This is a genomic window from Bacillus sp. V33-4 (assembly GCF_002860225.1).
In the GTDB taxonomy this organism is placed as follows: domain Bacteria; phylum Bacillota; class Bacilli; order Bacillales; family Cytobacillaceae; genus Bacillus_BJ; species Bacillus_BJ canaveralius.
Map to the genome: position 1 here is coordinate 1 of NZ_PGVC01000007.1, position 25676 is coordinate 25676.

The window sequence follows — 25676 nt, forward strand, 5'->3', positions numbered from 1 at the left end:
TTCAAAATAAATTTATTTGATTTGAGCTTGACAAATTCGCTTTTATTTAATGCAACGCTAGTGGGAAATTATAAAATTCTCGACTTGTGGATAACTGTTCGGTAAAATGTTCCTATATTTATGAGGAGAATTGTTATGAGTAAACAAAAAAGCGGGTTCATTAAACGGATACTAAAGGATCATTTCGATGGGTTTTGGAAATTGAATGCTTACCGGTTTCCGAAGTCTTATCAAGCCGATATTAAAGAAACCGTTGAGAAAGCGATGCGTTGTGGGACGACTGATTTAGGTTATTCTCGATATGAATGTTTAGGATGCGAAGGAACTCCCAAGCCTGTTTTTGTATGTTTTACTTGTAAGAGTCGTTTTTGTCATAAGTGTGGTAAGAAGTATACGGATCACTGGTCAGATAGCCAACAGGAAAAGATCTTTGATGTACCCCATCGCCATATGGTCTTTACGATACCAAAGGAGTATCACAATAGGATTTTTTATCAAACATTATTACAAATTAATTATCAATCTTTAGTATAAACGATCAGACTTTATTATAAATTATCAAACTTTATTCAAAATCCACAACTCTATAAACCTTGATAAAAGAACAAATAGAAAAAGCGTGTTTTGAAAAAAGATTATCAAAACACGCTTTTAATATAATCAATTGAATCATTATTTTATAAAAAAGTTTGATCATATCTGTTATCCTTCTTCCATTAAAGCGCCCATTCTTGAAGATCGATATTAGAAATAACGTTTAATTACTCTGCCATTAAATTATATTTCTTTAAAATGTCCATTGTAATGTTTTTAGCGTCTGTACTTGTTCCAGCAATATTCGTAGCAAAACTATACGTCCGATTGTCCGTTTCTATAAAACCGACATACCAGCCTATGCCTGACCCTTGCCCTGTTTTTCCGTAAAGGGTATAGTTATCCCCTTCCTTCTGGATCATCATCCGTTTAACTGTTTTCATTACATCCTTATCAAAAGAAAGGTTCTCTTTATACAAAGTTTCCATAAAATCTGCTTGTTCAATTGGAGAAATTTTGAGTGAACTACTTAACCAAAACTGATCAATTCCTCCACTAATATCTTGGTTACCATAGGAAATGTTCTGAACCCATTCATCCATTCGATTATATCCAATGTCACGGGCCATAGCTTGATAATACCAAACGACAGAGTTCCTCATAGCAGACCCAAGCGTGTGATCTTGGTTCCAGACCTCGATTTCTCGCTCAACACCATCCCAATATTTAATGTCGTATTCATCTTCTACAGCTCCTACCTGTAACCCAATGAGTGAATTAGGAACTTTAAAAGTCGATTGCGGTGCATATCGTTGATTCGCGCGTTCATTGTTATAGATGAATGATTTTTCTTTTTTCGTATCACGTAATATAAACGTTCCGTCATGGTTCGTAAAAAATTCATCGACTTCGAGCTTCTTAAGTTTCAAGTTGCCCTTGGCAGCGTTCGCTTCACTTGGTGGTTGTACACTTGTAATTAATAGAACAACTGCACCAATGAATGCTAAAAAAAATGCCAAATTTTTTCGTATTCTCATATTCGATTCCCCTCACTAAATTTATTCACAGTCCCCATTCTATCATTTAATCATCTCATAAACATGGAAAAACGCTGATATGTTCATGATATTTACATATCATTATTTTGAATATAGTGTTTAATAGCAATTCTTATATGATTACCTTACATTATCAAAACTATAGTGACTAAGTTTGCAGAATAATTTCTCGCCTCCATTCTTCCACAATCAGGCGCTTATCTACAGTATCCTCGACAAAAGATTGATAGAATGCACCTTTTATCTTTGTGTACATGTATGCCAAGATAAGTGGTTAAGGACTTGACATGGAGCCTCTGTGGGTATGATTGGTCTTGAAAGGCTGAAGCAGTTGTTTCATCAGGCATCCAAGCCTTCATACCCACCCCTCCACGTAAAGTCCTATCTTTGTGTACGTTGAATACTATAAATAATTACTGTATATAATGTTTCCACGAAGTTAGAAATCAGCCATTTTTATATCTTAAACAACGTTGAATACGGTGGAAAATCATACTGTAGATAATGGCCCGTTAGTGCAACGAGGGGTAGTACCGGCTTTTTTAAAAACATAGGGTCGTTTATAATTGGTGAGGAACTATATCGTACATGAAAAAGGGGAGATTCAAATGACACATTTTGCATTACAGTTTTATGATTTTAACGAGTGGGCAAATAAACAAATTTTCAACCGACTAAAAGAGCTTCCAAAGGATGTTTACCGTCAAGAAGTTCAAAGTGTGTTTTCATCGATATCGAATGTATTGGCCCATGTTTATCTTTCCGATCTTGGGTGGATAGAAGTTTTTTCTGGTAAAAATATGAACCATGCATTGATGTTAGCTGAACAACTAAAAGAACAAACAGAGTCAAAAGGATTAGAGGAAATGGAGACAAAGTTTTTTGAGTTATCCGAGCGATACAAATCATTCCTTAACCAAAAAGAAAATATAGACAAGTCTCTTGTAATTGAGAATCCATCTGGGGACCCAATGAAAACAAGTGTGTCCGAATTAGTACCCCATATTGTGAATCATGGAACATATCACCGTGGTAATATCACAGCTATGTTACGACAAATGGGTTATGCTTCTGTTTCGACAGATTATGGTCTCTATTTATATTTAAAAACAAGGGCTTAGCGTATATATGCGTCTACTTTGTGGGTGGTGTCAGCTTCGCTGGTACTACCCCAACAAGGATTTCAAAAATGATCAAACTCTTTTATAAAAGAAGTTAATCCATCACATTAAATAAGAGGCTGTTTTGATCAATCTTTTTTCAAAACAGGCTTTTTCTATTTGTTCTTACTACAGGCTATATTACTCATCCTCATCGCCATCACACCACTCCCAAGTTCCTTCAACAGGGCAAATCACATCAACAATTTGATCATAGAGGTTTCCGTCATAACGACCTGTAGGATTACGCCGCACATTAATATCGCCACAATCTACAGGAAAACGTCCGTAATCCCATTTTCCAATTTTATTATTATCGCTATCTAAAAAGTGATAAACTAACTTTGCTGCATATATTCCTGAAGGAGTAGCTCCTAGGGAGGTTACTTTAAAAAAACTTTCACATGTCCCATTCTCCCGAATAGTAATCTTATGACCATCAATCCTGGCTAAATCTAAATCTTTGTCATCATCATGCAATATGTGGGGATCAGGTTGTAGATGGGCGGTCTTACTTCGAGCTTCAACTTCCATAAATTTTCGTGATGAGGACCGTGAATTTGTAAACATTTTAGATCCTTTTGAATTCTTATTCATTGGTTGTTTTACCTCCTCATGTCGTTTGTTGGTTGAACACGAATATTATTCGCTAGGAGATAATAACTATACAACTGGGTGACTGTTTCGTCGGAGAACCTCTAGTAGAATCTAGTGTAACAATCTAACGAAAATCAGAACCACAAGTTTCTGATTTTTTTGTATTAAAAAAATATAAGTTTGTGAAGAAATGTACTTAAACGGGGCAGGTTAGCAGTTGAAGAAGGAACATTCGTCTGTATCATAGAATTACTCTTCATAATAAAAAGTTATGGCAATAAATAACGATTAACAAAACTTGGATATGTTCCAAGTTTTGTTTATGAAAGGGATTGTGAAGATTTTCACTTAAACTACCATGAAAATAAGTTTCCTCTAAACTTGCAAAAAGGCCGTACTTAAGAAGACTCTGCTCACGTCAAAAAAAAGAGGAGGGCGTGATTGGATTAAGGATAGTATCAGTATTGACAGTTCACTATCATTTTCATTCTCTGTGGTGCAGATCTGCTGCATGCGCGGCTAACGGGGCAGAATACTTCAATAAGATTAATGGTAAAATTGAGACGTATTGACGAGTTGATAGAGAATATAAACTAGTTGTTTACAATTAAATGGGAACTAATATTAAGGAAGGATGTACAAAACTATGGATCTCGAAACAGTTATGCAGGAGCTTGAAGCTCTTGGTAAGGAACGAGCTAAAAAAATTTACATATCCAATGGTGCGCACGAGCCGCTTTTTGGCGTGGCAACAGGTGCTATGAAGCCAATCGCAAAGAAAATAAAAATAAATCAACGATTAGCTGAAGAGCTTTATGCGACAGGTAACTACGATGCCATGTACTTTGCAGGCATTATTGCAGACCCAAAAGCCATGACTGAGTCGGATTTTGATCGTTGGATGGATGGAGCGTATTTTTATATGCTGTCCGATTTTGTGGTAGCAGTAACTTTATCAGAATCAGATATTGCACAAGACGTTGCTGATAAATGGATTACTAGCGGTGACGAGATGAGAATGTCAGCGGGCTGGAGTTGCTATTGCTGGCTTTTAGGGAACCGCCTAGACAATGAATTTTCCGAAAGCAAGATTTCCATTATGCTTGATATTTTGAAAAATTCGATTCATCATTCACCAGAACGAACGAAATCCGCTATGAATAATTTTCTATACACCGTAGCGATTTCATATTTGCCGCTACATGAAAAGGCAGTCGAGACAGCGAAGGAAGTAGGGACAGTAGAAGTCAAACGGGACAAGAAGAAAAGCAGTTTCCTAAACGCTTACGAAAGTATTCAAAAAGAAATTGATAGAGGGAAGCTTGGTTTCAAACGCAAATATGTAAGATGTTAAAATCGCATTGGGGTGTTGAAGAAGAAGTAACCGCATGTAGGAAGAAGAATGAGTTTCGGTTTGGTCTACCTTAACCGATTCAAGCAGGCTTGCCAAGTGGGTCATGGAAAATGAATCAAGGTTGATGAATATTCAAGTGAAGTCAAAAAGTGACAGAAAGAATTGGAGAAATTGAGAATGATGGTTCTTGACTGTCAGCTGATTGAAAAATTTAAGTGGGGTGTTCCTTGATGACAAATAGTAGAATGAATCACAAGGTTGATGAATTTTTAATTAAAGCTAAAAAGTGGAAGGAAGAATATGAGAAGTTGAGAAATATCGTTCTTGACTGTGAGCTGACCGAAGAATTTAAGTGGATGCATCCTTGTTACACGTTTGAGAAAAAAAACATAGTTTTAATACATGGATTTAAAGAATATTGTGCGCTTCTGTTTCACAAAGGTGCCTTGTTACAGGATGCCCATGGGATTCTAATACAACAAACGGAGAATGTACAGGCGGCGCGCCAGATTCGGTTCACCAATGTTCAAGAAATAGTTGAAATGGAAACCATCTTGAAAGCCTATATTTATGAAGCCATTGAAGTTGAAAAAGCCGGTTTGGAAGTGAATTTGAAGAAGACGACAGAATTTATAATTCCTGAAGAATTTCAAAATAAGCTCGATGACATCCCTGCCTTGAAAACTGCTTTTGAAGCATTGACACCGGGACGGCAAAGAGCATACATTCTTTATTTTTCTGCACCCAAACAATCCAAAACTCGTGAGTCAAGGGTTGAAAAATGTATTCAGCAAATTCTCAATGGAAAGGGATTAAATGATTAGTATATTCGATGATGCGACATTAAGTAAAAACGTAAAAAACAAAAGGAGAGACTGTTAAGGCATCTAACAGCCTCCTTTTTATTGTGAATAATTGTACTTCAACTAAAGGGTGCTTTAGTTGAAGATCCAGCTGCCTAACCAAGCGATTTTTTCTTATTGAACTAACGGGGCAGGTACTTGACCTTCATTTGACTGTATATAACTTGTTATCACAATCATGTGGAGAAAAGTTGAAGAGTTATTTTTTTAACAGTTGGCTGCTAACGCCTTAACTTTTTGAAAGAAAGATGTCAGGCACCTTGAATGGACAGTTGCCCAAGAAGGGTGCAGACACCACGACTTCTTACGAAAATCATAAAAATAAAAAATGGCAGTATCCGTGGTGAGTACTCATAGCCACAGACACGCCACTAATTCATTTTTGTGGCCTATAAAAGTGATAACTAGGGCAGCTTCTTTAAATGGTTGTTTCTTCTGAATATTTTTTGAAATTATTTAAAATCGCCTGCCATCCTTGTTGTTGAAACTCAATCGGATGCGTAGTTTCAGCATCAAAAGTTTCAATTACTTCGGTTTCGTTTTCTTGACCTTTAAAAGTGATTTTAACTTTTCTTCCATCACCAAGTGTATAAGCAATAACCTCATGTAATTTTACTTCATCATAAATTCCACCAAAATCGAAACCAGCACTGCCATCTTTGGCTTCCATTCTTGAAACGAACTTCCCACCTGCTCTTAGATCATTCTCAGCAAATGGTGTATGCCAGTCATCTGAAGCCTTGTTCCATTTTGTTATATGAGTTGGCTCTGTCCAATATTGCCATACCTTTTCTACTGGTGCTTGAACTGTCGTTTCTACTGTTATTTTTTTGGATGTTTCCATTTCATTTACCTCCTCTCTTAATACGAATATTGTTTAGTGATTTTTCCAAAATAGGTGCTTGACTATATTGTAAGTGATTTTGAGAAGTTATACTATTCTAAATAGTTAATAATCAATAGATAGGAAAGAATTTATGTTCAAGACGAAGCACTTTTATCTTCTAACCTAACATTGTGAAGAAATGTACTTAAACTAACGGGTGCGTTACTTGAAGATCTGGCAGCTCTTTTCTGGGCAGCTTTTTTATTCCACTAACCGACAGGTTAGTTTGCCATTAGCACTGTTGGTTTTATATGGTAATATTATATGTAATACTCATTGATACTAGGATTTAATTGGATAACCCTGCAACTATTTGGTAAATAATCAAAATGACTGTCACTATGGGGATCCATAATAACAAGCTAACAATGAGCATTTCATTGCCTTTCCTTTTATATGACGGTGTAGCACCTAACAGTTGAGCTAAAACATATGTGATTAAACCTGGAAACGTAAAAATAATCAAATATATAAATTCCTTCAAATCATTTCCCCCTTTACTCCTATATTAGAACCGACAAGTTAATAATTACATTTTTTGAAACCGAAAAGTGTCTAGATACTTATGGATTATATACACATTAAATATTTGTGTTTTAGAAGAAATCCCTTTAAGTGATGTGTTGTAGAACCAGGAAGAAATAAAGTTATTTTTTTAATAATTTTTATATGCTAACGAGGCAGATTAGCATATGGGTTAATGGTGGACGGTCTGATGCCTTTGCTACTCAGCTACCAATATCTATTATCAATATCATTCTTTCAGTTATTGGAGGGAATTTTCACGCTAGTTATTGGCGAAAATACAACTATATAAACACAAAAGAGGAAGAACCATTATATGTTAGTGTTTTGTTGTACTTTGGACTTTTGAGTTTTTACAACAATTGTAGGGAACACCTTTTGAAAAAATGTTTTGTTCTTTCGATGTTAAGTCAAGGCCCTGAATATCAGCTGGATGATCAGCAGGATCGTAATCAAGTGGAGGAGCCTTTTTAAGTATCTCACCGACACCCGATCCGCCATTCTGACTGCCAATTGGGCTCCAATGATTGATCCTGTCGACAGATATAGGGCAATCGATAAATCGAACGCGCCGCCGGCAATATAAGAGAATAGTGCTCCGAAACAACTTATAAAGGTTTGGAAGCGGGTGTATGCCATGGCTTTGATGTAGGAGAGGCCTTTATGCAAATATGTGTACATTAGCAAGGTAGCCTGTCCCGGTCCAAACATGCCATCGTATACACTGATCCCGAATAAATATGGATAAATATCGGTTCCTGTCTCAGCCGACGTTATCTCCTGTTGCTGTGGTTTTTTTACGAACGTAAGAATGAATGCAATGCTTAATAGAATGATCGCGGCAATCGTCATTGTTTTGTCAGAAATCGAGTTAGCCAACAACCCGCCGCAAACACCTCCGCCAAGCGCAAACGGAGCTGTTTTTATCGCAGATTTAAAGGAAATATGCTTTCTTTTCAGCAGCACAAAAAAGCTCGAGAAGGAGCTGAAAATATTCGAAAATTTTGCGGAGGCAATCGCAGTATGAACGGGTATGCCTAACAGCAGCATCGACGGCATCCCGATCAATCCGCCGCTGCCGGCAAGCGTCCCAATAAAAGCAGCAATCAATCCAATTCCGATTAAAGCGATATGCTCCATGATCTCACCACCCTCCATTATTATAGATTTTCCCCAGTGATAATGATATTTTAAAAATATGAACATATGATATAAAAAAAACTTATAAGGAGCTTTTAGATGTCTTCATTGTCCGAGTTTCAGCTCTTGTCGGTGCTTGCCCAGGAAAAAAATATGAGAAGAGCGGCTGAACGATTATTTGTGTCGCAGCCGGCATTATCACAGCGTCTGCAGAATATTGAAAAAGAATGGGAAGTAAAGCTGTTCATCCGCTCGCAAAAAGGCCTGACACTTACGCCGGCCGGGGAGCATGTCATTAAATTCGTAAATGAAGTGCTCGCAAAGGAAGAAAAGGTACGTGAGTCGATCCATGCTTTAAACTCAGAAGTGTCGGGAACATTGAAAATCGCCGTCGCTTCAATTGTCGGGCAAAATTGGCTGCCGCTTGTCCTGAAGAAGTTTGTCAGCCGCTATCCCCAAGTGAAAATTTCGCTTATAACCGGCTGGAGCAGTGAAATATTAAGAGCTCTTTATGACGATCAAGCCCATATCGGAATTATCAGGGGCACACCTGATTGGAAGGGCGTTAAAATTCACTTGTTTGAAGATAAGCTTTATCTTGTTGATACTGAAATTACAAAGCCGGAGCAGGTATTGGAAACAGACCGCCCGTTCATCCAATTTAAAAGCGACTCCAATTATTATCAGGAAATTCAAGATTGGTGGCTGCGCCAGTTTAAAACCGCCCCGAAAAGAACAGTTGTCGTCGATCAAATTGAAACATGCAAGCAGATGACATTTAATGGGATCGGATATGCAATTCTCCCGGCGATCACCCTGAATGGTGAAGATAAAGATATTTTTAAAATCCCGTTATTAGATGAACATAAACAGCCGCTGAAAAGGGATACGTGGCTTCTTGGTTATGAGTCCAACTTCCAGCTTAAACAGGTTCAGGCATTCGCTGCATTGATCCAGGAACATATCGCAGAATCAGTCCAGTAAAAATTCTTGTTTTCAACGCTTTTGTTTGATAAAGTATTTTTAGCATGTACATAATAGGAGGATTTTCAATGAAGATGATGGATGCAAACGAAATCATTTCGTTCATACAGAATAGCACGAAATCTACACCGGTAAAGGTTTATGTAAACGGGGACCTCGAAGGGATTGATTTTGGTGCAAGTGCCAAAACTTTTATAAACGGAAATACAGGAGTTATATTTGGAGAATGGTCTGAAATCAGTTCGGCTCTTGAAGCAAATTCTGCAAAAATCGAAGACTATGTCATTGAAAATGATCGCCGCAACTCAGCGATTCCATTATTGGATATGAAAAATATTAAAGCGCGAATTGAGCCGGGTGCGATTATCCGCGACCAGGTTGAAATTGGCGATAACGCCGTTATTATGATGGGAGCAAGCATCAATATCGGTGCTGTTGTTGGCGAAGGAACAATGATTGACATGAATGTTGTTCTTGGCGGCCGTGCAACTGTTGGGAAAAATTGCCACATTGGTGCTGGTTCTGTATTGGCTGGTGTTATTGAACCACCGTCCGCAAAGCCGGTCATTGTTGAAGATGATGTTGTGATTGGTGCGAACGCAGTTGTTTTAGAAGGCGTGACAGTAGGGAAAGGTGCTGTTGTTGCTGCAGGCGCAATTGTTATTGAGGATGTTCCGCCATACACAGTTGTTGCTGGCACACCTGCACGCGTCATTAAAGAGATCGATGAAAAAACAAAATCGAAGACAGAAATTAAACAAGAGCTTCGCCAGCTCTAAAATTAAGCCAAAGGGCTTTACCGACCTTGTCGCCTGTTGATGCGGCAGGGTTGTTTCAATTTTGACCGCCGTACTAAATACATGTGAGGGGAGGCTGGAAGAAAGTGACTGCAGCCATTAATCCATTTATAAAAATTCGCCGCGAGCTTCATCAAATACCCGAGCTTGGTTTTCAAGAGTATAAAACGCAGCAATACTTACTGAATTATCTTTCCAAAATGCCTCAGGAAAGGCTCGAAATAAAGAAATGGCGTACTGGCCTGTTTGTGAAAATACAAGGAATGAAGCCAAAGCAAACAATTGGCTACCGGGCTGATATTGACGGGCTGCCGATACATGAGGAAACCGGACTCGACTGCCTTTCAGTACATGAAGGACACATGCATGCCTGTGGGCATGATTTTCATATGAGTATCGCGCTCGGCTTGATCACCCATTTTGTCAATAAGGCAATCGATGATGATCTGTTATTTATTTTCCAACCGGCCGAAGAAGGACCGGGCGGGGCTGAACCGATGTTAAAGTCAGAAATTATGGCTGGATGGCAGCCTGATATGATCATTGCTCTCCATATTGCTCCAGAATATCCGGTCGGTTCGATTGGGGTAAAAGAAGGCCTTCTTTTTGCCAATACTTCCGAACTGTTTATTGACTTAAAGGGAAAAGGCGGACATGCTGCATACCCTCATCAAACCAATGATATGATTGTTGCAGCCTGTGCTTTAGTGACACAACTGCAATCGGTCGTCTCAAGAAACGTTGACCCGCTTGACAGTGCGGTTGTGACGATCGGCAAGATAACCGGGGGTACCGTACAAAACGTGATTGCGGAGACGGCTCGGTTGGAAGGGACGATTCGCACACTCTCCGCCGAGTCAATGGCACGAGTTAAAGAACGGATCATCGCATTGGTCAATGGGATTGAAACCGGCTATCAATGCCAGGCAGCTGTCGACTATGGCTCCATGTACCATCAGGTTTATAATGAAGAAGTTTTGACCAGGGAATTTATTGAATATGCCGAGCAGCGTTCAGGGATCGATGTCATCCATTGTAAAGAAGCGATGACCGGCGAAGATTTTGGTTATATGCTGGCAGAGATCCCCGGGTTTATGTTCTGGCTCGGTGTTGATTCTGAATATGGTCTTCATCATTCGAAGCTTAACCCAAATGAAGCGGCAATTGAAAAAGCGATTAGCTTTATTGCAGACTATCTGCAATTCAAATCCGCTCAAAATTGATATAAAAGATTGCTTAATTTCCCAACTATAAGGGCAGAACATGCAATGGGATTTTTACGCTAAAACTATTTAGATTAATTCCTATTTAGTTTTGACTCCAAATATGATTTACACTATAATGGACAATGTTGAGGATTTAATGGGACAAACTTTCAGAGTTTGCTCATTTACTAACAATGATGGAGGGATTTCAACATGCCTGAACGTATGGTAGGAAAACAAGCACCCCGTTTTGAAATGGACGCAGTATTGGCAAACAAAGAATTCGGAAAAGTGAGTCTCGAGGAAAATATGAAGAATGACAAGTGGACTGTTCTTTTCTTTTATCCAATGGATTTTACCTTCGTATGTCCTACTGAAATTACAGCTTTATCTGACCGCTATGATGAATTTGAAGACTTGGATGCCGAAGTTATCGGTGTTTCTACTGATACGATTCATACTCATCTTGCCTGGATTAAAACAGACCGCAAAGATAATGGACTTGGCGACCTGAACTATCCGCTTGCAGCTGACACAAACCATGTTGTAGCCCGTGAATACGGCGTATTGATTGAAGAAGAAGGCGTCGCGCTGCGCGGTCTTTACATTATCAGCCCAGAAGGCGAATTAATGTATTCCGTTGTCAACCATAACAACATTGGCCGTGATGTCGATGAAACTTTACGTGTTCTTCAAGCTCTTCAAACTGGCGGACTATGTCCGGCAAACTGGAAGCCTGGCCAAGCAACACTTTAATCATCAGCGTCACATCAACAATCAAGGAAGACCTAACCAATGTTAGGTCTTTTCTCGCATCATTTATGTCAGGAAGCAGAGATACTTTGCGAAAATAAAGGAGTCGTTTAAGATGAAATTACGTGAACCAATGCCGGAATTAAACGGTGCAACAGAATGGTTAAACGGTCAGGTAACAAGAGCTCAACTCGTCGGTGACAAACCTTCATTAATCCATTTTTGGTCGATCAGCTGTCACTTATGTAAAGAGGCAATGCCGCAGGTAAACCAATTTAGGGACGATTATAAAGATAAGCTGAATGTGATTGCCGTCCATATGCCTCGTTCAGAAGACGATTTAAACCTGGATGAAATTAAACGGGTCGCAGAAGAACACGGGATCAGCCAGCCGATCTTTGTTGACAGCGAGCATAAATTAACAGAAGCATTTGAAAATCAGTACGTTCCTGCCTACTATGTATTTGACAAGGAAGGTAAGCTCCGACACTTCCAGGCGGGCGGCAGCGGAATGAAAATGCTTGAAAAACGTGTCAACAGAGTGCTTGATGAACTGGAAAAGAGCGAATAAGTTACGCTAAAAAGATTGACCGGATTCGGTCAATCTTTTTTTGCGAATTTTTTTACCCAAAGATCCAATATCGCGAAAATGCTTAAAAATTATCCGAATAAAAAAATGGAAAAATAACGCAAAGGGGTGGATAAATATTTCGAAAACCGATATATTTATTATTACGTTCTTTTTTATTTTTCTGAATTGTTTACTGCAAGAGAGGGGAGGAAAAATGAATGGAGACTTTTAAAAAATTGAAACAGTATTATTGGCCTTATAAGAATTATTTTATTTGGTCAATCGTCTTCCTGTTATTGATGACAGCGATTACCGTTGTCTATCCGATGATTCTGCAGCTGACTATTGACAAGGTTGTTCTCGGCGGGCAATATGATTGGATTCCATATTTGGCAGTCGGGTTTATCGCAATCATGATTGTCAAGGGGGCAGCGACTTATATTCACCAGTATACAGGGGATTTATTTGGGATAACTTCTGTTTATAAGCTAAGAAACGTCTTATATGAGAAGCTGCAGTTTATGCCATTCAGATATTACGATAATGCGAAAACAGGCGATTTGATGTCGCGCCTGACGGCGGATGTGGAGGGGTTCCGCTTCTTTTTGTCGATGGGGTTTGCTGAACTGATCCGCTTTGCTTTACTGATTGCTTTCAGTTTTTCGGTTATGTTTTATTATTCGCCATCACTGACCTTTGTTACGCTTGCCACCTTGCCATTTCTGGCCATCGTGGTTTACAAGTTTGATAAAGCTGTTCATCCAGCTTTCAGGGAGATTCGTAAGTCGTTCGGGAAACTGAATACGAAGGTTCAGGAAAACATCAGCGGGATCAATACCGTAAAATCACTGTCTCGCGAAGATTTTGAGATTGGAAAATTTAATCGATCAAACAGCGACTATCGGGACCAATATTTGTTTACCTCTGAGATTTGGGCAAAATATTTTCCTTTAATGGAGTTCCTCGGAAACATCAGCGTAGTGCTTTTGCTTTCGTACGGCGGCTTTCTTGTCATGAACGGCAGCCTGAACCCGGGCGAATTGGTGGCGTTTTACAGCCTTGTCTGGTATATTATGTGGCCAATCATGAACCTCGGCTTCGTCATCAATTTATTTTCACAGGCAAAAGCCTCAGGTGAACGGCTTCTTGAGATTTTGGAAGTGGACAATGAAATTGTTGAAAAAGAGCAGCCTATTATAAAAGAAAAGCTTGATGGCAGAATTAAATTTGATGATGTAACCCTTCGTTATGGAAGCGAGGAGAAGGATGCCCTTTACAACATCTCGTTTGAAGCTGCTCCAGGCAAGGTTATTGGGTTGATCGGCTCGACAGGCTCAGGGAAAACGAGTATTACCCAACTAATGACGCGTTTTTATGAGCCTGTGGCCGGGGACGTTGTAATTGATGGAAAAAATGTTAATGAGTACTCGTTGAAATCGTTGCGAAGCAATATTGGCTTCGTATTGCAGGAGTCTTTTTTGTTTTCCTCATCGATAAAAGCAAACATTTCATACGGGCGCCCGGAAGCGACAATGGACGAAATCATTGAGGCAGCCAAAAGAGCCCAGGCACATCAGTTTATTCTGGAGCTTCCGGACGGCTATGATACGATGCTTGGTGAAAGAGGTATGGGTTTATCGGGCGGACAAAAGCAAAGAATCGCGATTGCGCGGGCAATCTGTGTAGACCCAAGTATATTAATACTGGATGATGCGACGAGCGCAGTCGATATGGAAACCGAATTTAACATCCAAAAAGGGTTGATGGAGGTAATGAAGGGAAGAACGACGATCATTATCGCCCACCGCATTTCGTCCTTAAAACATGCGGATGAAATTCTCGTCCTCGAAAACGGCCGGATTGCCGAACGGGGCATCCATGATGAATTGTTAAAGAACAAAGGCCCATACCAGCGTATCTTTGATATCCAATACAAGGATCATCAAAGAATTCTGCAATCGCAAACAGGCTGAGGAGGTGCGACGTCTTGAAAAAGAAACAGATAAACGAACGCGTAATGCAACGGTTCCAGTATTCGACTGACCAGGTTATTGAGAAGCCTTTTAATTGGAAGCAAATGGCCCGTTTATTTAGCTATATGAAGCCATACCGGAAAAACTTGCTTCCTTTATCGATCGTCATGGTGCTGATTACGACCGCCGTTCGGCTCATCATTCCGATATTAATTGGCGTATATACGCTTGATAAGGCGATTGAAAATCAAGATGCAAATTTACTTGTGATGCTCATTCTTATTATTGCCGGGTTATACGCTGCTTCCTATCTAGCGAACATCTTTCGGATCCGTTGGATGAATGAGCTCGGCCAAAGTGTCATCTTCGATTTGCGTAAGCATTTATTTACGCATGTACAGGGTCTGTCACACCGCTTTTTCGAATCACGCTCGGCTGGTTCTATTCTTGTCAGGATTATGAATGACATCAACTCCTTGCAGGAGCTGTTCACAAATGGTGTCATCAATTTATTAATGGATATGATTTTGCTAATCGGCATTTTTGTGATTCTTTTTACGCTGAGTCCAGAATTGACGCTTGCCGTTATGGTGATCTTACCGATTATGTTCTTCATTTCGACCAGCCTGCGCCGCAACATTCGCCGTTCCTGGCAAACGGTGCGCTTGAAGCAGTCAAAGCTGAATTCGCATTTAAATGAAAGCATCCAGGGAATCAGAGTTACCCAGTCCTTCACCCAGGAGCGGGAAAACATGTCTTTCTTTGATGGAATCAATACAGAAACCTTTGAAAGCTGGCGGGAAGCTTCGCAAAAAAATGCGATGTTCCGGCCGCTTGTCGAATTGACAAATGCACTCGGCACAGCTGTCCTCATCTGGTTCGGTACTTATTTAATCCAGGGGAACGATCTTTCCATCGGTGTCTTCGTGTCATTTGCTTTTTATTTAGGCATGTTCTGGGAACCGATCTCCAGGCTTGGTATGGTGTATAACCAGTTATTGATGGGAATGGCGTCTTCGGAAAGAATTTTTGAATTTCTCGATGAGCAGCCAATTGTCTCAGAAAAAAGCAATGCCGTCGATTTACAGGATATAAAAGGGAATATTGATTTTGAAAATGTCGTATTTTCATATGATGAAAATCGCATTGCTTTAAAAGGAATTAATCTGAGTATTAAGGCTGGTGAAACGGTTGCTCTTGTAGGTCATACAGGCTCTGGAAAAACAACAATTGCCAGCCTGATCAGCAGGTTTTATGATCCGGTCAGCGGTGCCGTCAAAATCGACGGACATAATTTAACGGATGTCTCACTACACAGCATCAGGCAGCAAATTAGTGTGGTGTTGCAGGACACATTTATTTTCTCTGGGACGATTATGGAAAATATCCGTTTTGGCCGCCCGGATGCATCAGAAGAAGACGTGATAAAAGCGGCAGAGGCAGTCGGTGCGGATGCGTTCATTCAAAAGCTGTCAAAAGGCTATGACACAGAAGTTGAAGAAAGAGGAAATGTCCTGTCGGTTGGAGAGAGGCAGCTTCTTTCGTTCGCGAGAGCTTTGCTTGCTGATCCGAAAATCTTGATTCTTGATGAAGCGACAGCAAGCATTGATACCGAAACTGAGATGAAGATCCAAACAGCCTTAAAAACATTGCTCAATGGACGGACGGCAATAATGATTGCCCACCGCTTGTCAACGATACGTGAAGCGGATAAAATCTTTGTCCTTGACCATGGACAAATCATTGAAAGCGGCAACCACGATGAGCTAATGCAAGCTAAAGGACACTACTATCAGTTGGTAAAAGCGCAATTTAACATGCTGAATGCCGTTTAGGGCAGAGAAGTGCGAGATAACAAATAACAGGGCAGGCCTGGCTTTTTTGTGGCTGCTCTGTTTTTTTGTTGCCTTGATCTCGTGCTTCGGGCGAAAATACTAAATTTGTTTATCGCTGAGAGGATGCGGATATTTTTTTAAATTTTTCGGCGACAGAGAAATCGGAATCATATGGTATAAAAAGCAAAACTTATTTTAGCTCATGTCATAATTAAGAAAACTTTTTAATACTTATTTAAGAGCAAGCGCCCTTCACATGAATATGCAAAATGAATTAAAGAAAAGCGACTCTCGAATAAACTGAAGGGTAGCATGACGCCAGTTTAGCAATCAGGAATTCTTTATCAAGAACAACCTCCAAAATATACCGATAAAGGTGATCTTCTAAAGGAAGGAAAAGCTCAATTTGCTTAGACTAAACATTCAAGAAACCATAGAAAACTATTAAATAAATAGTTCTGAAATGTAAAAAAAATAACAAGGCCGCTCTTGACATGTTCTTTATAAAGAACTAAAATAAGTTTGTTGAAATAGAAATAGCAAACGTAATTTTTTTAAAATTTTTATGTTTTATATCTAGAACAAATCTGTTATTAAGGTGGTTCAATGACAAATTCAAAGCATATGAATAATATTAATGAAAAGCCAGCCAAGGATATTAACCTAAAAGAGTTGTTCAATGTTATAAAGAAGAGATTTTGGGTAATTTTAGTGTTTACAATTCTTTCAACTTCAGTTGGTATAATTTATAGCAATTTAAACACTACGTATCTTTATCAGTCATCAACAAGAATTATTATTGGTGCAGATGCCGAGTATATGAAAACTCTCCAGGTCATTATTAGAGATTCAACTGTGTTGGAAAAAGTAATTAAAGAGTTGGATTTAGAAAAATCAACTGGGGAACTAGCTGGACAAATCAGTGTCCAAAGTATAGAAGGTTCACAAGTAGTAAGTATCAATGTAGTCGATTCTGATGCCTATCTAGCTGCAGACATTGCGAATACTACTGCAAAAGTGTTTAAGGAAGAAATACCTAAAATTGTAAATTTCAACGATGTTAAATACCTCTCCGACGCGAAAGTGAATCCTTACCCTATAAATGAAAATAAGAATAAAACAATCATTATCGCTTTTTTATTCGGGTTGATAGCTGGAATAGGATTAACTTTCTTTCTAGAGTCATTAGATGGAACAATAAAATCAGAACGAGATATCGAAGATTTTTTAGGTCTACAAGTCTTAGGACGCGTGCCTAGAATGAATAGGAAGAATACTAAAAAGCGAAGTCATCATAAATTGGTACATAAGCATAGAGGTGAGACAATTGTTTCTAAATAAACAAAAATTATTCGGTAGGGTACAAAAGAGAAACTTGGTTTCATATTCAAATCCCGATTCTATCATATCTGAGCATTTTAGAACGATCCGTACTAATATTCATTTTTCAACTGGGGGAAAAAAAAGCATCTTGCTTATTACATCTCCGTGTACAGGTGAGGGCAAATCCACTACTGCAGCAAATCTGGCAGTATCAATGGCACAGCAAAAGGAAAAGGTGCTTTTGATTGATGCGAATTTACGTAAACCAGTCCTTCATTCCATTTTTAAGACTTCTAATGAAGTAGGATTAACTAATGTTCTTAACGGCAAAACTAATTTTGAAGAAGCTGTCTACCGAACGGAGATAGGTAGATTAGAAATACTGACTAGTGGTACCGTTCCTTCTAATCCTGGAGAATTACTCGGGTCGTTAAGGATGCAAGAACTGTTAGAAACAACAATACAGCAATATGATGCTATCTTAATTGATTCACCACCAGTAAATGATATTTCAGATTCCAAGCTATTAGCGAATAAATGCGATGGCGTCATACTTGTGATAAGTAAAGGCAAAACGGGATTGGAAAAAGCAATTGAAGCGATAAAAGCGTTGAAGTTCGCAAAAGCGAAGTTCTATGGTGCTATTTTAAATGAAAATAGTTAGGATTTTTTTTTACTCCTTTTGTTCGTTATAAAGAATATTTCGTGCGTTAATATAATGAGTTTTATTAAGATTTTGGGTGATGTCTCCTTGCCGTTATCAATGGAGGCACTCGATCATGCTGTGGGTTGAAGAACCTTAGACGCGAGTCGTCGGTAGTGTGGTGTGAGGACGGGTTAGATGCCCACATTTTTAATTAAAGTTCTTAATTATGTGCTTTCAAGAAAATCATATAATTAAGAACTTTATTTATAAGGAGTTGTAATAATGAAAGACTTTGATAAATTCCCTAAATCGATTAAGAAAGCCGTTAGGTATATCAATCAGGATGCAACCAAGGAACAGCTGGAAGAAATCAGAAAATTGATTGACTATGCCATCAAGAAGAGACAATTAATGATTGATTAAAATTAAAATCTTTTAGAAAGGAGGGAAAATATGACCTACCGACAAAGGCTCTCATTATTTATCATTGTTGACTCATGCATTGTTTTAACCGCTATTTTTTTTAGCAGATTTCTAGTGAGTTCCAGTATTCATGTAGTAACACTGCCCATTATCATCAGTTCCTTAACAATCCTGGTTAGCCATCATTTTTTTTCATTTACATTTAATCTTTATAAAAAGTCATGGGAATACGCGAGTGTTGGGGAATTATTCATAATTCTTAAAGCAGTGACTGCTTCTATCATTACCGCAGCTATCCTCCAGCAACTGATATTGAATGAGACATATTTCCGGCTACTGGCTGTAACATGGCTATTGCATATTTTGCTTATCGGCGGGTCCCGCTTCTGTTGGAGAATGTATCGGGATTCATTACTGAATCGAGACGATAATAAAAAAAGAACACTCATAATTGGAGCAGGCTCTGCAGGCACAATGGTGGCAAGGCAATTATTAAAAAACAATGAAGCAGGGTTAAATCCAGTGGGATTTATTGATGATGATCAAAAAAAACATCATCTTGATATTCTAGGAATTCCCGTAATCGGGGGAGTTGGAGAAATAGAAAAAGCGGTTCAAGATTTATATATTGAGAACGTTGTGATTGCCATTCCATCGTTAAGTAAAAAGGAATTGAATATCATTTTTCAAGAATGCGCAAAAACTACAGCAAAAACACAAATTCTCCCCATGCTTGAGGATCTAATGACTGGAAAGATTTCGGTTAACCAATTTCGGGATGTACAGGTGGAAGATCTGTTAGGAAGAGAACAGATCGTTTTGGATATTGATAGTATTTCAGAAAATATCACTAATAAAGTGGTATTGGTAACAGGTGCAGGAGGTTCAATCGGTTCAGAAATTTGCCGGCAAATCTCAAGATTTAATCCTGGAAAATTAGTTTTATTGGGTCATGGAGAAAATAGTATCTACTCAATTGAGATGGAGTTAAAAGAAAATTTTAGCGATTCAAATATTGAATTCATACCTGAAATCGCCGACTTGCAGGATGCTAAGAAAATGATGTCAGTCATGAGTACATATCAGCCAGATGTAGTTTACCACGCAGCTGCCCATAAGCATGTACCGTTAATGGAGTGCAATCCGGAAGAAGCTGTAAAAAACAATATGATTGGAACTTTAAATGCGGCTAATGCGGCAAGCTGGCATGATGTCAAAACATTTGTCATGATCTCTTCGGATAAAGCTGTAAATCCAACAAGTGTCATGGGTTCCACAAAAAGGTTATCAGAAATGATTATCCAATCCATGGATGCAAACAGCGAAACAAAATTTGTTGCGGTCCGATTCGGGAATGTATTGGGTAGCCGCGGCAGCGTTATCCCGCTCTTTAAGAAGCAAATAGAAAAAGGCGGACCAGTTACAGTAACGCATCCCGATATGGTCCGTTATTTCATGACCATTCCCGAAGCTTCTAGGTTAGTTCTCCAAGCTGGGGCTCTAGCACATGGTGGTGAGATTTTTGTTTTAGACATGGGAGATCCAGTCAAGATTGTCGATCTTGCCAAGAATTTGATTAAACTTTCTGGATACTCAGTGGATGACATAGGAATAGAATTCACGGGTATAAGAGCAGGAGAAAAGCTGTTTGAAGAGTTACTGAAGGAAGAAGAAGTTCATGAGCAGCAAGTCTATCCAAAAATTTATATAGGTAAAACCTCCGAACTATATATTCAAGAAATTGAGGAAATCATTGCAACGTTTTCAAGCATGGAAAAAGGAGAACTAAGGGATAGGTTAGTGTCCCTAGCAAATAACCGGAATTCAACCCGAACATTAATGCCAATTTAGGTTTAGGAGTGTGTAACATGAAAGTAAAAAAGGCGATTATACCAGCTGCAGGACTCGGAACGAGGTTCTTGCCAGCAACTAAAGCTATGCCAAAAGAAATGCTGCCAGTCGTGGATAAGCCAACGATCCAGTATATTGTCGAAGAGGCCATCGAATCAGGGATCGAAGATATCATCATTGTGACAGGAAAAGGAAAAAGAGCCATTGAAGATCATTTTGACCATTCTTTTGAATTAGAACAAAACCTTTTCGAAAAAGGAAAATTTGAACTGCTTGGTGAAGTCCAAAAATCTTCAAAACTCGTTGATATTCATTATATCCGGCAGAAAGAGCCAAAGGGACTCGGGCACGCAATCTGGTGTGCACGGAAATTCATTGGAAATGAGCCATTTGCAGTCCTCTTAGGTGATGACATTGTGCAGGCAGAAAAACCGTGCCTTAAACAAATGATCGAACAGTATGAAAGGTACAATGCCTCTATATTGGGTGTCCAAAAAGTAGCAGATCATGAGGTTTCACGCTATGGAATCGTCGATGGGAATATGATTGAAGATAAATTTTACAGTGTTAATAGCTTGATAGAGAAGCCAAAACAAGATGAATCGCCTTCGAACCTAGCTATTATGGGCAGATATATCCTGAATCCGAGAATTTTCGATATACTGGGTAATCAGGATCCGGGTGCTGGCGGAGAAATACAATTAACAGATGCAATCGCAGGTTTGAACAAATACGAAGCAGTATATGCCTATGATTTTGATGGTGTTCGATATGATGTAGGAGAAAAAATGGGATTCATTCAAACGACAATTGAGTTTGCACTACAGCGCGAGGATTTGAGAAAAAACTTGCTGGACTATTTGACAACAGTTATAGACAAGGAGCTTATTAGATAAATAGCTAAAATGGATGGATGATGTTAAATGAAAAAAAAGGTGTTTTTTTGTGCAACGGTTGACTATCATTTTAAGGCATTTCATTTACCGTATCTTAAATGGTTTAAAGACCAGGGATGGGAAGTTCATGTCGCTGCATCCGGTAAGATGATGCTTCCATATGTTGATAAAAAATATAATATCCCAATACAAAGATCACCCTTCAGCATGAAAAATATTATTGCATATAAGGAACTAAAGAACATAATTGATCAAAATAAGTATCAAATTATCCACTGCCATACCCCAATGGGAGGTGTACTGGCGCGATTAGCCGCTCGTTTTTCTAGAAATAACGGTACTAAATTGATCTATACAGCGCATGGCTTTCATTTTTGTAAAGGTGCACCTATTTTAAACTGGTTTCTTTACTATCCAATTGAAAAGATGCTTGCTAAATATACAGATTGTCTAATTACCATAAATGAAGAGGATAATAATTTAGCAAACAAGAAAAATTTTAAAGCTCAAACTATAAAGCATGTTCATGGGGTGGGGGTTAATACGGACCTCTTTTTCCCAGTAAAAACTTTTCACAAGTCTATTTTGAGGACAGAATATGGATACAATGATGAAGATTTCTTAATGTTTTACGCTGCTGAATTTAATAAAAATAAGAACCAGCAGTTATTAATTAAGTCATTAGCTAGAATTAAAGATGAAATACCCTATTCTAAACTTTTAGTAGCTGGAGACGGACCTCTGCTAGAAGAGTGTAAACAACTTGCTATCAAACTGGGGGTTATCGAGAAAGTCGATTTTCTTGGATATCGAACTGATATAGTCACTTTATTAAAAATAAGTGATGTAGCTGTTGCATCAAGTTTAAGAGAGGGACTCCCTGTAAATATTCTGGAGGCTATGTCATGTGGTTTACCTATTATAGCAAGCGTAAATAGAGGACATTCTGAACTCGTGAAAAATGGTCTAAATGGGTACATTGTGCCACCAAATGACATTCACCAGTTTAGTTCTAGGTTAATCGAATTGTTTCACTCTAGAGAGCTCTTAACACAAATGGGGATAGAAAGTCAGAAAATTGTAAAAGGGTACTCTCTGGCCCGGGTAGGATTAGAACTTAGTGAAATTTATTCAGGGTATATAGTGGGGGAAGAACATGAGACCAAAAGTAAGTATAGTAGTGCCTATTTATAACGTGGAAAGTTATCTTAGGAGATGTTTAGATAGTTTGTTATCTCAAACTCTAATAGAGATAGAAATTATTGCTATCAATGATGGTTCAACAGACTCGAGTGGAAAGATCTTGCAAGAGTACTCGGTAAAGGACAATCGATTGAAAGTAATTGATAAACCAAATAGCGGTGTTTCATCTGCGAGAAATCATGGAATTAGATTTGCTACAGGGGATTATATTGGTTTTGTTGACTCAGATGATTGGATTAATGTAAAAATGTACGAAGAAATGTATAATGCTGCTTTAAAAGAAGATGCAGATATAGTTATGTGTACTTACGTACGAGAGTTTGGAAGTCATTCTAAAGTAAAGAATTTCAATCTGCCTGAAAAGGTACAATACGATAAGGAAGAGTTAAATGCAAAAATTCTGAGACGATTAGTGGGTCCATTAAATGAAGAAGTTGCAAATCCAGAATTTCTTGATGCTTGGGGAACGGTATGGTCAAAAATATACCGTACAGAAATGTTGATAGAAAATAACCTCCTTTTTACAGATCTAATGGAAATTGGTACTAATGAAGATTCTCTTTTTAACATTGAAGCATTTTATTATGCTAAATCATTTGTATTCTTAAATAGTCCATACTATCATTACTGGAGAAATAATAGTTCTTCAGTTTCAGCTGGCTATAACCCAAACCTTATAGATCAATGGTTTAATCTCTATGGGAAAATTAGTGAATTTATAGAAAATAAAAGTATGAATAAGGACTACTATAAAGCCTTAAATAATCGTATTTGTCTTAATACACTTGGGCTTGGATTAAATACAATCAGTACTGCAAATAATTCACCGCCTTTTCTAAAGCTTAGGAAAATAAGCCATATTTTAAATGATCAACGTATAAAACGTTCATTCAAACAATTGGAGTTATCGGAATTTTCAATTTTTTGGAGGGCGTTTTATTTTTGTGCAAAAATGCGATTTGCAGGGGGCTTATATTTTATGTTATTAGCCATACAGCAGCTCCGAAAAATCGTGAGATAGAGGTGAGGAAAACTTGAAACCGATACGTATACTTCAGGTCGTTACCATTATGAATCGTGGTGGACTTGAAACGATGCTTATGAATTATTACCGACAAATAAACCGCAGCAAAATTCAGTTTGATTTTATGGTTCATCGAGATGAAGAAGGGCATTACGATCAAGAAATTTTAAACCTAGGTGGAAAGATCTATCGGATGCCACAAATAAAGCCTGGAAATTATCGTTTATACTTCAAGCTTCTTGATGACTTTTTTGTAAATCATCCAGAATATAAGGTAGTTCACGCTCATATAAACGAAAACAGCAGTTTTGTTTTGAGAGCAGCAAAACGTGCGGGTGTTCAATGTAGGATTGCGCATAGCCATACAAGTGATTTAGGTATCGACTATAAACTGCCCTTTAGGCTATATGCAAGAACGGTTATGAAAAATAATCCAAGCGAGTATTTTGCTTGTTCAAATAATGCAGCTGAATGGTTATTTGGGAAAAAAAAAATCGATGCAGATAAAGTAACAATTTTAAAAAACGCAATTAATTTGGATGAATTTAAATATAACGAGAAAGTTAGAATCGATACTAGGGGAAAACTGAATATCAAAGATCAACTCGTTATTGGTCATGTAGGTAGATTTCATAAGTCTAAAAACCATGAATTCCTAGTAGATGTTTTTAAATCAATACATAAAAGACATCCAAGTTCAATGCTATTGTTGGTTGGGGAAGGTGATACACGTCTAACAATAGAAAAGAAAGTAGCTAACTTAGGATTACATTCAGCTGTGAAATTTTTGGGGCTTAGGAAAGATATCACCCAGCTTATGCAAGCAATGGATTTATTCCTTTTCCCTTCTTTTTTTGAAGGGGCACCAGTTGCTCTGATAGAAGCACAGGCAGCTGGTTTGCAATGTGTTGTATCAGACACAATTTCAAAAGAAAGCAATCTAACGGGACTAGTAAAATACTTAAATATAAGGGATTCACCTGAAGTATGGGCTGACAAAATTCTCAATTTATCTTTTGAACATACAGACACATCTCAACAATTGATTAAAAATGGTTACGATATTGTTACGATGGCCAACAGCTTATCTAAATATTATATAGAAAAGGTTTAGAAAACAGATAGAAAACACTGATTGGAGATTATGCCATGATTCAGATTCTAACTATCTTCACTCCAACATTTAACCGTGGGTATACCCTTCATTTATGTTACGAAAGTTTGAAAAGACAAACGTGCAAAGATTTTGTTTGGTTAATTATTGATGATGGATCTACAGATAACACGAAGGAATTAGTTGAGAGTTGGATTTTAGAAAGTATTGTTCCAATCCGGTACCAATACCAAGAAAATAAAGGCATGCACGGTGCACACAATACAGCTTATGAATTAATTAAAACAGAGCTCAATGTTTGTATTGATTCCGATGATTATATGCCTGATGATGCTGTAGAAAAGATCACTTCGTTTTGGAAAGAACATGGAAGTGAAAGGTATGCGGGTATTGTTGGGTTAGATGCTACTAAAAACGGAGAAATTATTGGAACCAGCATGCCAAAAAACTTGGTGACATCTACACTTTCAGATCTATATGGGAAAAATAAGGTGAAAGGAGATAAAAAACTGGTATACAGATCAGAATTGATAAGAAAAACACCATCTTATCCTATCTTTCCAGGAGAAAAATACTGCCCTCTAAGTTACAAATATATTTTAATTGATCAACTATGTCCATTGCTCATTATGAATGAAATCCTTTGCCATGTTGAATATTTGGCAGATGGATCGAGCATGAATATTATAAAACAATATCAAAGAAACCCTAGAGGCTTTTCTTTTTTTAGAAAAGTTGCTATGAAATATGCTCCTTCTTTTAAAGAAAGGTTTCGAGAATCCATTCATTACGTTTCTAGCAATATTATGATTAAGAATTTTAAATTTTTGTTTGAATCTCCCAACCAAATGACTACTTTATTTGCAATACCTTTTGGAATTGTTCTTTACTTTTATATTAAGAATACAGGAAAGAAGACAGTCCTAAAAAGTAATTAGTAAGATCAAATTAATTATTCTCT

Annotated in this window: 24 protein-coding genes; 20 read left to right on the forward strand and 4 right to left on the reverse strand. The window is 38.1% G+C overall.

Features of this window, described 5'->3' with window-relative positions; all coding sequences use genetic code 11:
• Positions 1-135: 135 nt before the first annotated feature.
• The gene (locus tag CVD23_RS03205) at positions 136-534 is read left to right on the forward strand and encodes a transposase zinc-binding domain-containing protein (protein WP_180955508.1); all 399 of its coding nucleotides are present in this window, start codon (positions 136-138) and stop codon (positions 532-534) included.
• A gap of 227 nt (positions 535-761) precedes the next feature.
• Here CVD23_RS03205 and blaOXA read toward each other — a convergent pair whose 3' ends face one another.
• Positions 762-1571, reverse strand: coding sequence for a class D beta-lactamase (gene blaOXA / locus CVD23_RS03210; RefSeq protein WP_101579419.1), 810 nt, complete (start codon positions 1569-1571; stop codon positions 762-764).
• 629 nt (positions 1572-2200) lie between these two features.
• Here blaOXA and CVD23_RS03215 point away from each other — a divergent pair.
• Complete coding sequence (locus CVD23_RS03215) at positions 2201-2713, forward strand: DinB family protein (RefSeq protein WP_101665172.1); 513 nt, start codon at positions 2201-2203, stop codon at positions 2711-2713.
• A gap of 180 nt (positions 2714-2893) precedes the next feature.
• Here CVD23_RS03215 and CVD23_RS03220 read toward each other — a convergent pair whose 3' ends face one another.
• Positions 2894-3349 carry a hypothetical protein gene (locus CVD23_RS03220; RefSeq protein ID WP_101665173.1) on the reverse strand — a complete coding sequence of 152 codons (456 nt, stop codon included), beginning with the start codon at positions 3347-3349 and terminating at the stop codon, positions 2894-2896.
• 646 nt (positions 3350-3995) lie between these two features.
• On the opposite strand from CVD23_RS03220, the gene CVD23_RS03225 reads away from it, so the two are divergent.
• Both CVD23_RS03225 and CVD23_RS03230 read left to right on the forward strand, forming a co-directional pair.
• Positions 3996-4703 (forward strand): DNA alkylation repair protein, encoded by a 708-nt coding sequence (locus CVD23_RS03225; protein WP_101665174.1) that lies wholly within the window; start codon positions 3996-3998, stop codon positions 4701-4703.
• A 230-nt stretch (positions 4704-4933) separates the two neighbouring features.
• Positions 4934-5527, forward strand: coding sequence for a YdeI/OmpD-associated family protein (locus CVD23_RS03230; protein ID WP_101665175.1), 594 nt, complete (start codon positions 4934-4936; stop codon positions 5525-5527).
• A gap of 457 nt (positions 5528-5984) precedes the next feature.
• Here the strand turns inward: CVD23_RS03230 and CVD23_RS03235 are convergent, their stop codons facing one another.
• Entirely contained in the window at positions 5985-6410 is a 426-nt protein-coding gene (locus CVD23_RS03235) for an SRPBCC family protein (protein ID WP_101665176.1), read from the reverse strand.
• Between the two features lie 972 nt (positions 6411-7382).
• A complete protein-coding gene (locus CVD23_RS03245; protein ID WP_101665178.1) occupies positions 7383-8117 on the reverse strand; it encodes a sulfite exporter TauE/SafE family protein in 735 nt (244 codons plus the stop codon).
• Between the two features lie 99 nt (positions 8118-8216).
• Here CVD23_RS03245 and CVD23_RS03250 point away from each other — a divergent pair, with 99 nt between their 5' ends.
• The 16 genes from CVD23_RS03250 (at position 8217) to CVD23_RS03320 (ending at position 25653) form a co-directional block, all read left to right on the forward strand.
• On the forward strand, positions 8217-9101 hold the full coding sequence (locus CVD23_RS03250) for a LysR family transcriptional regulator (protein WP_101665179.1): 885 nt from the start codon (positions 8217-8219) through the stop codon (positions 9099-9101).
• 68 nt (positions 9102-9169) lie between these two features.
• A complete protein-coding gene (gene dapD / locus CVD23_RS03255; RefSeq protein ID WP_101665180.1) occupies positions 9170-9880 on the forward strand; it encodes a 2,3,4,5-tetrahydropyridine-2,6-dicarboxylate N-acetyltransferase in 711 nt (236 codons plus the stop codon).
• A 104-nt stretch (positions 9881-9984) separates the two neighbouring features.
• Positions 9985-11121, forward strand: a complete 1137-nt coding sequence (locus CVD23_RS03260; protein WP_101665181.1) for an N-acetyldiaminopimelate deacetylase — start codon at positions 9985-9987, stop codon at positions 11119-11121.
• Between the two features lie 195 nt (positions 11122-11316).
• A complete protein-coding gene (locus tag CVD23_RS03265) occupies positions 11317-11859 on the forward strand; it encodes a peroxiredoxin (protein WP_101579514.1) in 543 nt (180 codons plus the stop codon).
• A 112-nt stretch (positions 11860-11971) separates the two neighbouring features.
• A complete protein-coding gene (locus CVD23_RS03270) occupies positions 11972-12427 on the forward strand; it encodes a TlpA disulfide reductase family protein (RefSeq protein ID WP_101665182.1) in 456 nt (151 codons plus the stop codon).
• A 218-nt stretch (positions 12428-12645) separates the two neighbouring features.
• A complete protein-coding gene (locus CVD23_RS03275) occupies positions 12646-14400 on the forward strand; it encodes an ABC transporter ATP-binding protein (RefSeq protein WP_101665183.1) in 1755 nt (584 codons plus the stop codon).
• Between the two features lie 44 nt (positions 14401-14444).
• Complete coding sequence (locus CVD23_RS03280) at positions 14445-16235, forward strand: ABC transporter ATP-binding protein (protein ID WP_101665222.1); 1791 nt, start codon at positions 14445-14447, stop codon at positions 16233-16235.
• 606 nt (positions 16236-16841) lie between these two features.
• Positions 16842-17576: a YveK family protein gene (locus CVD23_RS03285; RefSeq protein ID WP_257987908.1), complete on the forward strand. Its 735-nt coding sequence runs from the start codon at positions 16842-16844 to the stop codon at positions 17574-17576.
• Positions 17554-18222, forward strand: coding sequence for a CpsD/CapB family tyrosine-protein kinase (locus tag CVD23_RS03290; RefSeq protein WP_308314913.1), 669 nt, complete (start codon positions 17554-17556; stop codon positions 18220-18222). The genes CVD23_RS03285 and CVD23_RS03290 overlap by 23 nt, the downstream gene beginning before the upstream one ends.
• A 264-nt stretch (positions 18223-18486) precedes the next feature.
• On the forward strand, positions 18487-18627 hold the full coding sequence (locus CVD23_RS21775; protein ID WP_180955510.1) for a hypothetical protein: 141 nt from the start codon (positions 18487-18489) through the stop codon (positions 18625-18627).
• Positions 18628-18657: 30 nt separating this feature from the next.
• Positions 18658-20478 (forward strand): polysaccharide biosynthesis protein, encoded by a 1821-nt coding sequence (locus CVD23_RS03295; RefSeq protein ID WP_101665185.1) that lies wholly within the window; start codon positions 18658-18660, stop codon positions 20476-20478.
• 17 nt (positions 20479-20495) lie between these two features.
• Positions 20496-21374: a UTP--glucose-1-phosphate uridylyltransferase GalU gene (gene galU, locus CVD23_RS03300; protein WP_101665186.1), complete on the forward strand. Its 879-nt coding sequence runs from the start codon at positions 20496-20498 to the stop codon at positions 21372-21374.
• Positions 21375-21401: 27 nt separating this feature from the next.
• On the forward strand, positions 21402-22568 hold the full coding sequence (locus tag CVD23_RS03305) for a glycosyltransferase family 4 protein (protein ID WP_101665187.1): 1167 nt from the start codon (positions 21402-21404) through the stop codon (positions 22566-22568).
• Positions 22531-23598, forward strand: a complete 1068-nt coding sequence (locus tag CVD23_RS03310) for a glycosyltransferase (RefSeq protein WP_101665188.1) — start codon at positions 22531-22533, stop codon at positions 23596-23598. Before CVD23_RS03305 ends, CVD23_RS03310 begins: the two co-directional genes overlap by 38 nt.
• A gap of 49 nt (positions 23599-23647) precedes the next feature.
• Positions 23648-24715 carry a glycosyltransferase family 1 protein gene (locus CVD23_RS03315; protein ID WP_257987910.1) on the forward strand — a complete coding sequence of 356 codons (1068 nt, stop codon included), beginning with the start codon at positions 23648-23650 and terminating at the stop codon, positions 24713-24715.
• 35 nt (positions 24716-24750) lie between these two features.
• Complete coding sequence (locus CVD23_RS03320) at positions 24751-25653, forward strand: glycosyltransferase family A protein (RefSeq protein WP_101579523.1); 903 nt, start codon at positions 24751-24753, stop codon at positions 25651-25653.
• Positions 25654-25676: the final 23 nt, after the last annotated feature.

Bases quoted from the DNA above. Each gene is read 5' to 3' on its own strand.
- CVD23_RS03205 (WP_180955508.1), top strand. From the start codon at position 136: ATGAGTAAACAAAAAAGCGGGTTCATTAAACGGATACTAAAGGATCAT.
- blaOXA (WP_101579419.1), bottom strand. From the start codon at position 1,571: ATGAGAATACGAAAAAATTTGGCATTTTTTTTAGCATTCATTGGTGCA.
- CVD23_RS03215 (WP_101665172.1), top strand. From the start codon at position 2,201: ATGACACATTTTGCATTACAGTTTTATGATTTTAACGAGTGGGCAAAT.
- CVD23_RS03220 (WP_101665173.1), bottom strand. From the start codon at position 3,349: ATGAATAAGAATTCAAAAGGATCTAAAATGTTTACAAATTCACGGTCC.
- CVD23_RS03225 (WP_101665174.1), top strand. From the start codon at position 3,996: ATGGATCTCGAAACAGTTATGCAGGAGCTTGAAGCTCTTGGTAAGGAA.
- CVD23_RS03230 (WP_101665175.1), top strand. From the start codon at position 4,934: ATGACAAATAGTAGAATGAATCACAAGGTTGATGAATTTTTAATTAAA.
- CVD23_RS03235 (WP_101665176.1), bottom strand. From the start codon at position 6,410: ATGGAAACATCCAAAAAAATAACAGTAGAAACGACAGTTCAAGCACCA.
- CVD23_RS03245 (WP_101665178.1), bottom strand. From the start codon at position 8,117: ATGGAGCATATCGCTTTAATCGGAATTGGATTGATTGCTGCTTTTATT.
- CVD23_RS03250 (WP_101665179.1), top strand. From the start codon at position 8,217: ATGTCTTCATTGTCCGAGTTTCAGCTCTTGTCGGTGCTTGCCCAGGAA.
- dapD (WP_101665180.1), top strand. From the start codon at position 9,170: ATGAAGATGATGGATGCAAACGAAATCATTTCGTTCATACAGAATAGC.
- CVD23_RS03265 (WP_101579514.1), top strand. From the start codon at position 11,317: ATGCCTGAACGTATGGTAGGAAAACAAGCACCCCGTTTTGAAATGGAC.
- CVD23_RS03270 (WP_101665182.1), top strand. From the start codon at position 11,972: ATGAAATTACGTGAACCAATGCCGGAATTAAACGGTGCAACAGAATGG.
- CVD23_RS03275 (WP_101665183.1), top strand. From the start codon at position 12,646: ATGGAGACTTTTAAAAAATTGAAACAGTATTATTGGCCTTATAAGAAT.
- CVD23_RS03280 (WP_101665222.1), top strand. From the start codon at position 14,445: ATGCAACGGTTCCAGTATTCGACTGACCAGGTTATTGAGAAGCCTTTT.
- CVD23_RS03285 (WP_257987908.1), top strand. From the start codon at position 16,842: ATGACAAATTCAAAGCATATGAATAATATTAATGAAAAGCCAGCCAAG.
- CVD23_RS21775 (WP_180955510.1), top strand. From the start codon at position 18,487: ATGAAAGACTTTGATAAATTCCCTAAATCGATTAAGAAAGCCGTTAGG.
- CVD23_RS03295 (WP_101665185.1), top strand. From the start codon at position 18,658: ATGACCTACCGACAAAGGCTCTCATTATTTATCATTGTTGACTCATGC.
- galU (WP_101665186.1), top strand. From the start codon at position 20,496: ATGAAAGTAAAAAAGGCGATTATACCAGCTGCAGGACTCGGAACGAGG.
- CVD23_RS03305 (WP_101665187.1), top strand. From the start codon at position 21,402: ATGAAAAAAAAGGTGTTTTTTTGTGCAACGGTTGACTATCATTTTAAG.
- CVD23_RS03310 (WP_101665188.1), top strand. From the start codon at position 22,531: ATGAGACCAAAAGTAAGTATAGTAGTGCCTATTTATAACGTGGAAAGT.
- CVD23_RS03315 (WP_257987910.1), top strand. From the start codon at position 23,648: ATGAATCGTGGTGGACTTGAAACGATGCTTATGAATTATTACCGACAA.
- CVD23_RS03320 (WP_101579523.1), top strand. From the start codon at position 24,751: ATGATTCAGATTCTAACTATCTTCACTCCAACATTTAACCGTGGGTAT.